The organism is Burkholderia sp. Bp8984, assembly GCF_003853755.1.
Lineage (GTDB): Bacteria > Pseudomonadota > Gammaproteobacteria > Burkholderiales > Burkholderiaceae > Burkholderia.
Genome location: NZ_QTQN01000003.1, coordinates 101847 through 116320 on the forward strand (window position 1 = coordinate 101847; position 14474 = coordinate 116320).

8 protein-coding genes and 2 pseudogenes are annotated in these 14474 nt (G+C 61.7%); 6 read left to right on the forward strand and 4 right to left on the reverse strand.

The genetic code is table 11. The features are described from left to right. The first annotated feature begins 40 nt into the window (after positions 1 to 40). The 5 genes and pseudogenes from DID98_RS04660 to DID98_RS36585 form a co-directional block, all read left to right on the forward strand. Positions 41 to 2826, forward strand: a pseudogene (locus tag DID98_RS04660) (type VI secretion system Vgr family protein). A gap of 35 nt (positions 2827 to 2861) precedes the next feature. Further along, the gene (locus DID98_RS04665; protein WP_124570323.1) at positions 2862 to 4799 is read left to right on the forward strand and encodes a triacylglycerol lipase; all 1938 of its coding nucleotides are present in this window, start codon (positions 2862 to 2864) and stop codon (positions 4797 to 4799) included. Further along, positions 4793 to 5833, forward strand: a complete 1041-nt coding sequence (locus DID98_RS35720; RefSeq protein ID WP_409362330.1) for a T6SS immunity protein Tli4 family protein — start codon at positions 4793 to 4795, stop codon at positions 5831 to 5833. The genes DID98_RS04665 and DID98_RS35720 overlap by 7 nt, the downstream gene beginning before the upstream one ends. An 11-nt stretch (positions 5834 to 5844) precedes the next feature. Continuing rightward, on the forward strand, positions 5845 to 6132 hold the full coding sequence (locus tag DID98_RS04675; RefSeq protein WP_124570324.1) for a PAAR domain-containing protein: 288 nt from the start codon (positions 5845 to 5847) through the stop codon (positions 6130 to 6132). A gap of 187 nt (positions 6133 to 6319) precedes the next feature. After that, positions 6320 to 6541: pseudogene (locus DID98_RS36585) on the forward strand (hypothetical protein); the annotation flags it as partial. A gap of 39 nt (positions 6542 to 6580) precedes the next feature. On the opposite strand, the gene DID98_RS04680 reads toward DID98_RS36585, so the two are convergent. The 3 genes from DID98_RS04680 to DID98_RS04690 all read right to left on the reverse strand — a co-directional run bounded on the left by DID98_RS04680 (position 6581) and on the right by DID98_RS04690 (position 10644). After that, a complete protein-coding gene (locus tag DID98_RS04680; RefSeq protein ID WP_260428038.1) occupies positions 6581 to 7846 on the reverse strand; it encodes a helix-turn-helix domain-containing protein in 1266 nt (421 codons plus the stop codon). A 183-nt stretch (positions 7847 to 8029) separates the two neighbouring features. Beyond that, entirely contained in the window at positions 8030 to 9157 is a 1128-nt protein-coding gene (locus DID98_RS04685) for an NAD(P)-dependent alcohol dehydrogenase (RefSeq protein WP_124570325.1), read from the reverse strand. 14 nt (positions 9158 to 9171) lie between these two features. Then, positions 9172 to 10644 carry a benzaldehyde dehydrogenase gene (locus DID98_RS04690; RefSeq protein ID WP_124570326.1) on the reverse strand — a complete coding sequence of 491 codons (1473 nt, stop codon included), beginning with the start codon at positions 10642 to 10644 and terminating at the stop codon, positions 9172 to 9174. Positions 10645 to 11307: 663 nt separating this feature from the next. Here DID98_RS04690 and DID98_RS35725 point away from each other — a divergent pair. Beyond that, positions 11308 to 11547: a hypothetical protein gene (locus DID98_RS35725; RefSeq protein ID WP_185640825.1), complete on the forward strand. Its 240-nt coding sequence runs from the start codon at positions 11308 to 11310 to the stop codon at positions 11545 to 11547. 52 nt (positions 11548 to 11599) lie between these two features. Here DID98_RS35725 and DID98_RS04700 read toward each other — a convergent pair whose 3' ends face one another. Beyond that, entirely contained in the window at positions 11600 to 14179 is a 2580-nt protein-coding gene (locus DID98_RS04700) for an AAA family ATPase (protein WP_124570327.1), read from the reverse strand. Positions 14180 to 14474 lie beyond the last annotated feature (295 nt).

Below are 14474 nucleotides of genomic sequence, written 5' to 3' on the forward strand. Positions count from 1 at the left end.
TCCGCGCTGCGCGGAACACTCAAACAATATTGAGAGAAAAATGGTACTCAAACCACCTGCGCTCGGGGAACTCAAATTTCGCGAGCTGTACGACGCGATTCATCGGGGTTTGCTTCAGCGTAACCGCCTGCTGAAGCTGGACACGCCGCTGAGCCAGAACTCACTGATTCCGCTGCGTGCGCGTGGCACGGCCCGGATTGGCCGTGACTATAACTGGACACTCGACGTCGCGTCACTTCGTGACGACACCGCGCTGCTATCGTTGATGCACCAGCCAGTCACGCTGTGGATTCAGCAGGCCACAGCCCCGTTTGCCGATTCCGTCTACGTCCAATCCACGGCTTCGTGCACCGGGTCGGCTATCTGGGCGGGGACGGTGGGCTCTCAACCTACCAGCTCGAATTTTCGTCGGCGCTGGTATTCCTGGGCGGCACGCGTAACGACGAGGGATGGCTCGAGCAGACGGCACAGGACATCGTGTCCGACCTCCTCAATCGTTACCCGCAATTGCAGGGCCGATTCCGCTTCAACCTGAATCGTGAGCCGGCGGTGCGCTCGTGGTGCCGGCAGAGTGAAACCGATCTGCATTTCTTTCACCGCCTGCTGGAAGACGAAGGCTGGTATTGCTACTGGGCACACGAGCCGGTCCGGGACGGCGAGACAGCCAAGACAACGCTGGTGATTGTCGACCAGGTCGCGGCGCTGCCCGATGCGAAGCCGGCCGACTTCGTGCACGGCGCTGGCGACAACGAGGCCGTGAACGGGTTCACGCACTGGGCGGCGATGCAGACAATGCAGAGCCTGCGGTACGAGTCCAGCGCGTTCGATTACAAACGCCCCGCTTCCCGCTTTGAAGCGGCGAGTACGCTCGCGTCGGTCAGGTACGTCACGGACGACGGCCGGCACCAGGCGCAGCAAAACCGGATTCCGACTGCGCCGATGACGGTCTATGAGCCGACCGCGTATGGCTATCCCGATTCCGACAGCGGCGGCGCCCGCGCGCGCCGGCGCGTACAGGGCTGGGACGCGCGCGCCCGGCGCTACTTTGGGGTCGGCGGTCTGCGCTGGCTTGATGCGGGATCGCGCTTCATGCTGAACGACCACCCGCGTCATCCGGAACGCGACGACGCCGACCGGACGCTCCTGGTCGTCGAGGCGCGCTGGTTCATCGAGAACAATGTGCCGATCGGCCAGCCGCCGACCGAATTCCCGCTCAGCCTGCGTGCGACGCTGACCGAACAGCAGGCGGCACACGGCACGCGCTTCACGACGCCGAGTCACATCGAGGACGGCATGGCCGGCTTTTTTGTGCTCGAGGTTGAGGCACAGGAGGCACGGGTCGAGTTTCGAAGCCCATTCGACCATCCGAAGCCGACGATGTCGATCGAGCACGCGCTCGTCGTCACACAACAAGGAATCGAGGCCTGGTCGAACGAGCGGAATCAGGTTCGCGTGCATTTCGCGTGGGACCGGAAAAATCCGGACGGCGCGTTCAATGCGTCGCCCCTGCTGTCGTCGATGCAGTCCGATACAGGTAACGGATACGGCGCCGTGCACGTGCCGCGCGCGGGCGAATGGGTGCTCATCGGCTACTGGAGCAACGACTGTGACAAGCCCTTTATTTTGGGGCGTGTCAACGGCGGCACGACGCCATCGCAATGGCACACGAACGTGCTGCTGTCAGGGTTCCAGTCACAGGGCTTCGGCAACACCGGTGCGTACAACGCGTTCGTGCACGACGACGCGACGAATCAGGGTGGCACGCGGCTCATCAGCTACACGGGCAAGAGCTATGCGGCGCTCACGCAGGGCTATTTGATTCAGCAGGACGGAAACACGCGCGGTCGATATCTCGGCCAGGGCTTCGTGTTGCATGCCGACGAATACGGTGCGGTGCGGGCGAGCAAGGGGCTGTCGATCAGCACCCACTCAAAAGATTACGATGACGAGCAGCTCAGCGTCGACGAGGCTCGCACGCGGCTGCAGCAGGCCGGAATGCTGGTGGAATCGCTGTCGAGCGCCAGCACAACCGCGCAGGCCGAATCGCTGCAGGCGGGCCAGGATGCGCTCAAGGACCTGACGACAGCCGTGCAGCATCCGGTGTCGGGGCAGACGTCGGGCGGCGTCACTGCGGGTGGCGGCACCGGCAACGCGAACAGCTTCGCGATGCCCGTGATCGTGATCGCGACGCCGGCGGACTTTGCGGCCCTGGCGGACCGCTCGGCGCACGTGGTGGCGCAAGCGGAAGTCAACGTGGTCAGCGGCGAAAACACCAACCTGGCGAGCGGCAAATCGCTGATCGCGGCGGCTGCGGAGAAGATCAGCCTGTTCGTGCAGAAGGCCGGCATGAAGCTATTCGCCGCGAAAGGGCCGATCGAGGTGTCGGCCCACACGGATGAGATCAAACTGAACTCGGCCAAGGATACGTCGCTGTTCAGCAAGAAGCGGATCGTGATCGAGGCAACGGACGAACTGATTTTCAAGTGCGGCGGCTCGTATATCCGCATCACGAAGGACGGCATTGAGGATGGCACGCGCGGCGGCCGCACGATCAAGTCCGCATCGTTCAGCCGACAGGGGCCGAGTTCGGTCGCCGAGCATATGAACAGCTTGCCGACGACCCAGTTCAACGATCCGTACGTGCTGCGCGACCGCATCTCCGGCGAAGTGCTGAAAAACCATCCGTACGAGCTGATCCGTGGCGATGGGACAAAGTTGTCCGGGATAACGAACGAGCTGGGGCAGATCACGGAGCAGAAGAGCGAGGATATCGAGAAACTGGCGGTGCGCGCTTTGCGGCCGACGCCGAACGGTCCTGCAGCATGAATCCGATAATCGATGCGCGAATCTGAATAACGACAATGAGCGATAACACAAATCAATCCGGCGGCTCGGACTTTAGCGACGACGCCGAACAAGTGGTGCGACAGGTTGGTCGCACGGACAAGGACGGCGCGTCGGTCGGGCACTTCACGCTCACGCCTGCGAGCGACACGCGGCAAAAGGAGTTGCTGTGCGACGTGCGGCCGATCATTCCAGTGATCTTCCTGCCGGGCGTGATGGGCTCCCCCTTGGTCAACAAGGAAACCGGCGACGAAATGTTTTTCGCGCCGAACACGGACGGCATGCTCGGCAAAGCGGGTGCATTGCCGGCACTGATCGGCATGTGGTTCAAGGGCGCGTCCTCGCGGGAAAAGCAGTTCGACGCGACTGTGGCCGCGGTGACCCCATTCGGCCCGATCCGCGCCGGCAAGCTGCGAAAGGATGACAAGGAGGACCAGTATGTGGACGAGGCAGAAGCGCGTCGACGCGGCTGGGGCTCGGTGTACCGTTCGAGCTATCAACCGATGCTGGCATGGCTCGAAGAGCAACTAAACGAGCCGAAGTACATGGGTAAGCACAAGGGTGCGTGGATCGAAACCGACCCCGACGGCAAGAAGTGGACGCTCAAGCCCGTGCTTGGCACCGAGCCGGCCGACTACGGTGCGACGGACGCCGGCGCGCAAGGCCGGGGACAGGCGATCACGGAAGAGTCGGCAGCGTTCGAGCATTTCGCGAAATACCGGTATCGCGTTTATGCGATCGGCTACAACTGGCTTCAATCGAATGAGAAGTCGGCGCAGCAGGTCATTGATGGCATGGATTTCGAGGACAAGAAGACCGGTAAGAAAGCTCGGCTGATGGGCATCAAGGAGATCATCGCGGAGAACCACAGCGGCAAGGCGATCATCCTGACCCACTCGATGGGCGGACTGGTCGCACGCATGGCGATCGCGATGCACGGCGCGGCGGACCTGATGCACGGTGTGTTCCACAACGTGCTACCGGCCACGGGCGCACCGATCGCGGCAAAGCGGTTCCGCACGGGCGGCGGCAGCGAGGGCGGGATAAACGGCTTCATCAATGGCGCCCTGCTCGGAAGCAACGCGGACGAGTTCGTGGCAGTGGGAGCAAACGCACCGGGGGCGCTGGAATTGCTCCCGATGCCGGACTATCACAACGGCGAGCCGTGGTGGATCTTTGCGCGGCTCAATGGCGATCCGGTCATGAAGCTGCCGCAACAGGGCGACGTGTACAACGAGATTTATATTAATCAACAGTGGTACGGCTTGGTTCCCGAACAATCGTCCTCGCTGCTCGATCCTGCTGGGATTGTGAAGGATCGCCTTGATAAAATGCCACGTAAAAAGACTGTGGTTGAGAATTTTGCCGAAACAATGCTATCCGTCATAGGCAATCAATACGCAATAAAAAATAAGTACCACGAGAAAACATACGTATCATACGGGGATGGGGCGCTTACACCCAAGGAATCAACTGCATCGGGCGACGACCATGGCAAACCTAAGATCGAGAAAGGCGAGAAGCTCGACGATCTGTTGGCATGGGGTACGGTGATCTGGAAAGGGAATATACCGGCCGACGTTACGGATGAAGAACTGCGCGCCGCGCGGTTCTTGGGTGAGAAACACGACGATTCACACACTGGGACGCTGCGTGTGCACCTGGATTCACGCAACGTCACCATCGAATTTGAGGTGCAGAAGGTGGCAAAGCTGCCGCTGGGTAGCAATGCGCCCGATCCCGATAAAAATGGCATCGTGCCGGGCGACGGGACCGTGCCGGTCTGGTCAGCTGGGGCCCCCGCGCGCGGCGCGGACGGTGGAGCAGCCCCAGGCGTACAAATGGTGTTTGACCAAGGAGGCTATGTGCATCAGGAGAGCTATAACCATCCATGGGCGCGCTGGGCGCTGCTCTACAGCATCGTGCAAATCTCGCAGGACGCGCCGTCATGCTGACGCGTATTGGCCGACTCCTATTTTTAGTGGCGGGCGTGTGCGCCTGTTCGATAACGTTTTCGGGTGAACCAGTGATGACGAATCCCTTGCTGTCCAAGCCGCGCCCGTGGTGCGTCGGGCGCTTCGTATTTGACCGGCCAGTGGCAAGCAAAATTACGAATCAGCGATACGAGTTTTGGGGCGATACGTTGGAGACTCAGTACAACGGATCTCCTGCTATCTATCAAGCCAAGGTTGATGGATTAGAAAGGGACTTGCGCACAAAGCGACGCTTTAATCCTGCAAATCCAGAAGATAAAGGCGGGCATATTTGGCTTGAGAAAGCATTTTCCCCAAAAAAGACTTCCGTGGTCTTTGCTTATCAAGAAGGAGTGGCAAAGGCAGTGAAATTGCCATTCAAGACAGAAGGTTATATTTACGAGAACAACACGTTGTTCCATACAACTGGGTCTTTTGGCTCAAGTGGTTTGGATAAATTTGAGTCCGTTTACACCGATCTGTATCGCCGCATCAAGGCGCGCGATAACTGGTCGGTGCCGACCGAATCGGGATTCTGCTTCGACGGCGGGATTGCCACAGGCTCCTCGACTTTCACGGAAGAAGTCAGCCAGTCGATCGCGCTGATGCCAGGACGGCCAGCACTGCTCGTGATTAAGATGCGCGATTCAGTGAACGCAGACCAGAAAGAATCCCTGACGAAGACACTGCCCGCCCTGCGTGCGCAGATGGATCGCGTGTCGAGCGGGAGCTACCGGATTCTGCGGCAAGGCAAACGCACGGTGGCCGGGATGGATGCCGAGGAAGTCCTGTTTGCGCTGAAGGAAGGCGAGATCACGTCCTACCGCTTCTACCTGCTTGCACCGGGCGATCCGAGCACGCTGGCGAAACCGCATACCGCTATTCAGTTGCTGCTCGGTGCGAGCAGCCCCGATTTGAAGCCCGACGAGGCAACGTCACCGGTCGATGAGGCCGGCGCACTGCAAGCGTGGGAGACGTTGCTGAACAGCCTGCGCCTGCGGCCGGGTGCGGTCTAAACGGGGCCGCCATGCGACGCTACGACATCGTGAAGGGTGACACGACGACCGTCGGCGGTATCGTGCAAGGCGGCGATGGCACCGATCTGATCGGCGTTCGCGAACAGGCCTACGAGCACGATCCGGTGTGGTGCCCTGTCTGCAAGACGTTGGGTAAAATCGAGTGCACCGGCCCGCGGATCTCCACTACCGGGCCGGACGGACGAGAAGCAGCGTTGAGCGATGATCTGTGCGTGTGTCAGTGCCCGACACCGCCTCGCCTGGTCGCCTCGCAATCGGTCTCGTATATCGACGTTTGATCCAACGCGGTTCACCACTGAAATTCATGGACGCTCCTCTGCGCTTCGCGTCGAGCTCGACGCGCTGAATATCGAACTGGCTCACGTCCGGGCGCAGGAAAAAACGGCCGCGCTGGCCGCCTTCAAGGAACAGGTCGCGCTGTACGACATTACCCAGCAGGAATTGCTGTTGGCGCTGGGCTAAGGAGTCGATCACAACTACGACGAACACGCTATTGGTACGCAGTTCACGGCCGGCGGCAATGCGTCGCTCGGCGCGGCGAGCAACGACGCATCGAAAGGCAACGTGACACTCACGGGTTCATCCCTCACCGCTGGTATGACGAACTGCGTTGAGAACGCCACCGGTACGGCGAACATCGTTGCAACGGGCAACGTCACGGTGAACGAAGCGGCACGTCTTCGCGATGCCGTGCTCAGTGACAACCTTAATGCGCGACGTGCAACCTCATGAATTCCCGAGGGTTCCGCATTTCTTGGTCAACGACGACCGACGGAGTGACATCTTCACTTCGCAAACGGGGGCGACTTCATTTTGGTCTACGCGATGCGGCCCGCCAGTCCTGAGCCCCGCCGCATCGAGCTGCCTGAGCTTCGCATAAAGCGTCGTGCGTGAAATACCGAGCTGCCGCGCGGCCGCCGACACATTGCCGTCGTGCTCGCCGAGCGCCCGGCGGATCGCGTCGAGCGACTGTTCGTGCAGGCTCGCCTGAGGGCTGGCGGCCGGCGCCGCGTTGCACACGTCGGCGGCTTCTTCGAGCACATCGGCGTGGCGCGCCGTCGTCGCCCGATCGAGCGGCGCGCGCACCGTGCGCACCCATACGTGGCTACCATCGTCGCGCGCGATCCGCTGCGGCGTGCGCGCCGGCGTCAGCAGGCGGCGCTGTTGCGCGGGCGTCGCACCGGGAAACAGTTGCCGGAGATCGACCGGCGCGACCGGCCCTTCGGGCGCGAGGTCGAGCATCTGTCGCGCGAGCCGGCTCACCGCGCGCACGCGGCCCGCTTCGTCGAGCGCGACGACCCCGGCGAGCGGCGTGCCGAGCCAGCGCGGATCGTATTGCACCTGCAGCAGATGGCAGTCGCGCAGCATCGCATACAGCCGCTGCTCGGCGGACAGCGCCGCATGCCGGAACTGCTCGCGCAGCTGCACGACGTTGCGCCGGCCGATGCCGGTGATGTCGAGCGCGCCGATCACCTCGCCGTCGAAGCCGACCAGCGGCACCGCGAGACAGAACACCCGCGAAAACTCGTCGAGATAGTGCTGCGCGCCCGCAACGACGGCCTCCGTGCCGTCGTGAATCACGCAGCTTGGCGCGGTCGTGCCGATGTTCGGTTCGACGATCCGGCGGCCGGCGACGATCGGCGTCAGCAGCGTGTCGTCGCATTGCGGGCTGCGCCGCGCATGGACGATCGTGCCGCGCGGATTGACGCAGAAGATCGTCCACTCGCTGCCGCCGAACGCGGCCCACAGCTGCTCGATCTCCTGCGCGACGCAGCGCAGCAGCCGCCGGTCCGCGCGCGGTTCGTCGAACTCGCGCTGCATTTCGTAGCGGGCGGTTTGCCACGGCCGGAGCCCGGCGTCGCGCGAACGCAGCCACGAGCGCGCGACGCTGGCCGGCAATGCCGTTTCCGGCAGCGGCTCGCCCGCCGCGAAGCGGGCGCGGAGCCGGTCGAGGTCGACCGGTCGTGCAAGGGATTCCGGGGCCGTCTTCACGCTGCGCTCCATTTGGGGGTCGAGTGTCCGGGGCCGGGCGTGGCGGCCTGGCGTGTCGCGCGAATGCGTAATATAGCCCGGCGCCCGCAGCGCGGTATTTTCCCGACAGGGGCACCGCCGATGGCAGCCCGATTGCCGCCCGATAGCCACGATGCCACCGATGGCCGGCGGCGCCCCCCGCGCTCAATGCGGCAAACGCAGGATCGGCTTGAGCGTGATGCCTTTGCTGCTGTCTTCCGCCGCCTGGTTGATCTGGTCGAGCGGATAGAACTTCACCAGCCGGTCGAACGGAAACCGTCCTTGCAGATACAGCTGCACGAGCTGCGGAATGAACGTCTGCGGCACGCTGTCGCCTTCGACGATGCCGCGGATCGTGTGGCCGCCGAGCAGCAGGCTGTTCACGTCGAATTCGGCCCTGGTGCCGAGCTTCGGCGCGCCGACCACGCCCATCGTGCCGCGCGAGCCGAGCGCATCGATCCCTTGCGACAGCACGGCCGGCAGTCCGGTCGACTCGAGCGCGTAGTCGACGCCACCGCCGGTGATCTCGCGGATCGCGTCGACGACGTCGACTTCCTTGCTGTTGATCGCGTGCGTCGCGCCGAGCTCCAGCGCCAGCGCGAGCCGCGACGGCACGATGTCGACGGCGATGATGGTGGTGGCGCCCGCGACGCGCGCGGCCATCACGGCGCTCATGCCGACCGCGCCCGCGCCGAAGCTCGCGAAGCTGCTGCCCGTGCGCACCGCGAGCGAATTGATCACCGCGCCCGCGCCGGTCTGGATCCCGCAGCCGAGCGGCCCGAGCAGTTCGAGCGGCGCCTGCGTCGGCACCTTGATCGCGTTGTTTTCGCGGGCGAGCGCGTAGCTCGCGAACGACGACTGCGCGAAGAAATGATCGTGCAGCGGTTGCCCGGCTGCGTCGCGGATCGCGGTCTGTCCGTCCGCGTCGGCGCCGCCGAAGTTCAACCCGAAGAACTGCCGGCAATACGCGCCGTGACCGCCGACGCACGACGCGCAGTGGCCGCATGCGCCGTAGGTGAGCACAACGTGGTCACCCGCGGCGAGCGTCTTCACGTTCGGGCCGACCGCCTCGACCACGCCGGCGCCTTCATGACCGAGCACCGCCGGCAGCGGCACCGGGTAGTACTGGTCGCGCACGATCAGGTCGGTGTGGCACAGGCCTGTCGCGACGACGCGCACCAGCACCTCGTCGCCGCGCGGCGCGCGGATCCGGGCGGATTCGATCGAGAAGGGCGCGCCGGCGGCCCGTGCGACGGCCGCGGTGACGGCGCGCGTATCGTTTTCGGTGTACATGGTCGGTCTCCTCGTCAAAGCGGGTAAAGCGGCGCTTCACCCTTGATCGTCAGCCACTGCCACTGCGTGAATTCTTCCCAGTTCGCGCTGCCGCCGATGCTCGAGCCGTTGCCCGATGCGCCGACGCCGCCGAACGGGCTGATCACTTCGTCGTTGACCGTCTGGTCGTTGATGTGCAGCAGCCCGGTGTTCAAGCGTTCGCCGATCCTGAGCGCGCGCCCGACGTCGGCGGACAGGATCGCCATCGACAGCCCGTATTCTGTCCGGTTCGCGAGCGCGATCGCCTCGTCGTCCGTATCGAACGGCACGACGATCGCGACCGGCCCGAAGATCTCTTCGTCGAATGCCGGGTTGCCCGGCGCGACGCCGCTCAGCACGGTCGGCTCGAAGAACAGGTCGCGATGGCCGCCGCCCGTCTCGACGCGTGCGCCGGCCCGGCGGGCCGCGTCGACCACGCTCGCCGCATGATCGCGCTGCGCGGCGTTGATCAGCGGGCCGAGGCCGACGTCCGCGGTCGCGGGGTCGCCCACCCGCAGGCTTTGTGCCTTCTCGACGAGCTTCGCGACGAAGCGGTCGTGAATCGCGCGCTGCACGAGCACGCGGCCGGTCGCCATGCAGATCTGGCCTTGATGCAGATACGCGCCCCATGCGGTGTTGGCGACGGCGCGGTCGAGATCGGCGTCGTCGAGCACCATCAGCGAGTTCTTGCCGCCGAGTTCGAGCGACACCTTCTTCAGGTGGCGGCCCGCCGCTTCGCCGACCTTGCGCCCGGCCGCGGTGGAGCCGGTGAACTGGATCATCGCGACGTGCGGATCGGCGACCAGCGCCGCACCGGCCGCGCCGTCGCCGGGCAGCACGTGCAGCACGCCTTCCGGTAGGCCGGCGAGTTCGAACACGCGCGCGAGCGCGACGCCGCCGCACACGGCCGTGCGCGGATCGGGTTTCAGCACGACTGCGTTGCCGAGCGCGAGCGCCGGTGCGACCGCGCGCATCGCGAGGTACAGCGGGAAGTTGAACGGCGAGATCACGCCGACCACGCCGCGCGGGCGGCGGCGCGCGAGCGACAGCCGGCCGGCCGCCGACGGCAGCACTTCGCCGGCCGCGCGCGACGGCAGCCCGGCTGCTTCGTGCAGCGCCTTGATCGTGACGGAGGTTTCGAACGACGCCTTCGCGCGCGTCGAGCCGCTTTCCCGCACGAGCCAGTCGACGATCGCGTCGAAGTGCGTTTCGGCGACGGCCGCCGCGCGGCGCATCACAGCCGCGCGTTCGTCGTAGGGCAGGGCGAACCAGGCGGGCTGCGCGCGATGCGCGGCGGCTGATGCTTCGGCGATGGCCGCGGCGTCGGCGAGACCGATGCGGCCGAGTGTGTTGCCGGTTGCGGGTTCGATCACGTCGGCCGTGTGCGGGCTTGCGTGCCAGCGGCCGGTGAAGGTCTTGCCGCGCCAGATGTCGGCGTCGAACAGTGCGGTGTTGCTGCTGCTATCCATGTAGTCTCCTCACGAAATTCGGATCGGCCGGAGCGGGCGTTGCGCCGCCCGACCGGCATGCGCGCGAGGGTAGGCGGGTGAGGAGAGGCGGGGATATACGGGTTTATTCCCACCCGGCGAGGCAGCGCGGGTCGGTGGGTGCCTGCGATTCGGTGTGCGGAAATTGAACAGTCGGTGCGGGGATTGTTGGTGCAGTAGGAACTGGCCGTGTCTGAGAGGATCATCGCGCGGACCTGCGCCAAGACCCGCGCTCATGCTTTTCCGGATCGGCAGTTACCGACCCGGAGTGGTCCCTCGCATTTCTCAAGATCGGTCATTGGGACGGCGTGTGGTGGGATGATCGCGCTATCGCTTCTGCCACCTAGCGTACGCGTCAGTACCCATGGCATCGAAGTTCGGCATTTCTCCGACCCGCACATGCTGAAAGAAGTCCAAACAATGACTCCATGATGATGTGTCGGGATCGGATTCAATCCAGCGCAAATATCCCAAGTGCTTCCAATCTAACGACCTGTCGTCATTGCAGCGCCAAAGGACCTCTTGTGCGATTGCCTCGCACCAAATCAAAGCGTCATCTGCTGAGTTCGCCGCGATGAAAACACCGGTCGTAGATTCATAGTCTTCGACCACTCCACGCTCGAATAGCTGCCGTGGCTCAGGCTCGTGGTACTGAAAAATGACGAGGAATTCGCGCGTCATGTCGCAGAAGGTTTGTTGAACGACAGTCGCCGTCCGTTGCCGCTGATTGTCGACGAATCCGGCACATACGTCGACCATCCGCTCGTGGCCGAACGCGGCCGGCCGCCGCCCTGTGACGCGCGACCGGCGCAGATCGACCCTGAGGAGACGTTCGGTTTATACAAAGCCGCCGTTCGTGATCGGGTACGCCGGTACTTACACTGAGGCGTGAGACCATGGTGCGCGGTAATCGTTAGACTCGACCAAATCGCGAGATTTATCCGCGGACGTACTTCATGAGTAATCCCATCTTGTAAAGCTGGCCGACGCGCCACCACCCAGCATACCCCGGGCGATCTTCGAACATCCGTATCGACTTCATTCGCTGGAGAGAGTCACGCACTGATTTTTCGGTGAAGTTTGTTTTTCGCCTTATCTCGGCAACTATCGCCTCATGCTGGAATGGCGTACTTAACCCATTAAATGCATCAATGAACTTCGCTACTTTTGCGGTATCGTCATCCCCTTCCTCAGCCTGTTCCTCGTACTGCAATAATAGAAGGTGAGAAAGCTCTTGCTTAGTTTCACTGATAAATTCGCGCGAGGCCTCATCATATGCGCTGTTAAGCAATGCCGAATCAATCCGGCCATTGACATCCTTGGGTGCCGGCGACGCGGCAGCAATCCCATTTAATTTATTGAGAAACGAAAGATAAAGGCGCGGATAGAAGGTTGCCTTGTATGTGTCGTCTCCGCCTGCATCGGAAAAATAAAGACGAAGAAAAGTCACCGTCGACAAATTGTTGCGGCGAAGGCGCGCCGGGAATATTCGCAATAGCAATTCAGTAGCATCTTGCTCTGAAAGCAAACCCAGCTTCACGGTCTCCCACGATGCGATGATGTCATCGCAGACGTCTTTGTACTGATCACTTATCCAGTCGAGCGTCAAGATTCTTGCAACAGCAAAATTCAAAATTGAACTTGCACTCCACTTTAAACGAACACTGCGCCCCTCGATTTGCTGTTCGAGATTTTGAATGGAGTCTGCCGCCAGATCCTCTCGAACAAAAGCTTTAATCGTTAGCTTGCGTGCGATGGATGGATCATTTTGGATTGTGCCCATTAATTCAAATAGCGCAGCCACGAAGTCCTTAATGCTTGATGCAGGAACGAGCGTTTCCAGCCCATCGACAAGGAAGGTTCTTGGATCCGGCGAGTTCGTCAAAAGCGACTTGATAGTAAGCCGATTCGCATACGCTGCAATGTCAGCATGAGAAAATTCGCCGATCAACTGAGCAATTGGCGTATCGTCAGTGCGCTCGATAGCTATGCGCAATAATGACCACCAGAATAAATGTGGATCTTGTTGGCAAACGTTAAGCCATTCGGTACATTCAATTGAATGGCTCTGCAGTCCTGATGTGCCATCCTCGTCAGACGCAACAAGAAGTGGCTGACCTAAGTTACGAGCCACCATCTCGCGCAGAAGACGAGTTTTGCCAGTCCCCTTCCGGCCCAAGATGTACGAAAAAGGATTGCCCGGAACCAATAACTTCTCGATTTCAGGAATGTGAATAAATTGACCTGAGTCTTTCGCGCCAGATAGCGACGTGCGTACAGCAAATTCACGATTTCCAGAATCGGGTTGTTCTGGTGGTCGTCGTCGGCCGATCGGAAGCATCAGGACTTCTCGTAGACGATTAAGGCTGTCTAGGTTGTCGGTTTGGAGGCTTGCGACATCCGGTAGGGCGTCCGACAGAAGCGCACGGTCATGGTACCAATCAATCCAATTGGCAGACAATTCCCCAGTGGAAACTTGCTCCTCCGAGTCGGGAGCATCCTCTATCTCCATTGCCAGCATGTCGAGCAGTTGCTCGCGAACGCGGGCCTCGGGGGGCGAACCGGCGGCGCCACTCGACCGATTCGGGTCCAATGAAAAGCTTACAAAGACGCCGGTAGCTGAGGCAGTACTGGCGAAGATGGATCGGACGACCCGTCGCAATTCACTCGGGACGGACGAAATGTTGAAGTCCGTTCGCGCAAAGACCGCCGCCGCACCAGGAAGGCTGTTCATTAGCGGAAGTATCGACGACGCAATGCCGGTCCGGTGATCAACAAGGATAACGTCATACCCATTATCGTCAGCAGACAACGTTGCCATGAGCCTATCGGCTGCGCGTTCATAAATTCTGCTGTCCAGCGGAGCCGTTGCGACAAGTACCGCAAAGTCAAGATCCGAGTTGTCCGTACGCGGGCGGCACGGTAACAAATCGACACGGCCTTCGAGTCGCCCCGAGTACGCCGCCGCGATCGGCCGTGTCTCTTGCGCCCACCCGCACAAACCCATAAGCGTCTGTGAAAAGGTGCTTGCCGACACCCCAAAAATGAGGTCTAGCGAAGGAGCCTCTATGTCCGCGTCGACGACCAAGACGCGATACCCGTCGTCGGCAAGCACTTTTGCAAGCATCGCCAACACGGTGGAGCGTCCCTGGCCGCCTTTATATCCGTAAAAATGGACGAATTTAGCGCTACTCTTTGCAAGAGTGGAGCGAGGCGGGCGCTGATCTAGAAAAGAACTCACCCACGAAGCTTGCGTGGTGGTAGCCACCCACTCTTGCTTCGTCCGGGCCTCCTCATTGGTGCTCGGGGTGATTGATATTGGCAAACGCGCCAAAATGTCGCTCAGAATCAGTTTTTCACTGTCTGCTGTTTGATCCAGCCACCCTTGCAACAGCGATAGTCGCTCCTCAAAATCCATGCCTATGAAAAGGTCGCTCACTGGATCGACATGCAATGTTGGCGATACGTAATTAACGTGCACGTTTGACAATCGCTCCGCCCCATCGGTCGCGGACATAAGTGAACGAAGTCGGTCAACTGCGGTGGAGATCGATATCACAAGCTAACTCCAAGCGTACGGCCGTGAACGGACAGGAACGCGCAAAGGTTTTGGCAGATGAGTGCAAGAGCGGCCAGGCGCGCTGCTGCGGTTTCGTGAACGCCGCCCCAATCTCCCGCTACTCTGCAGTAGCGCAAATAAGGATAGCTGTGCCCCGGCACGGGCGTCGGCGCACCATTCCTCCCCTGACAAGTAATTTGGCCCAGCATCGCCCGCAATTGAAGAGCATACGAATTTAGCTGACCAGATATGT

Coding starts and splice junctions, on each gene's coding strand:
- DID98_RS35720 (WP_409362330.1), top strand. CDS start 4,793: ATGCTGACGCGTATTGGCCGACTCCTATTTTTAGTGGCGGGCGTGTGC.
- DID98_RS04690 (WP_124570326.1), bottom strand. CDS start 10,644: ATGGATAGCAGCAGCAACACCGCACTGTTCGACGCCGACATCTGGCGC.
- DID98_RS04685 (WP_124570325.1), bottom strand. CDS start 9,157: ATGTACACCGAAAACGATACGCGCGCCGTCACCGCGGCCGTCGCACGG.
- DID98_RS04665 (WP_124570323.1), top strand. CDS start 2,862: ATGAGCGATAACACAAATCAATCCGGCGGCTCGGACTTTAGCGACGAC.
- DID98_RS04700 (WP_124570327.1), bottom strand. CDS start 14,179: ATGTCCGCGACCGATGGGGCGGAGCGATTGTCAAACGTGCACGTTAAT.
- DID98_RS04675 (WP_124570324.1), top strand. CDS start 5,845: ATGCGACGCTACGACATCGTGAAGGGTGACACGACGACCGTCGGCGGT.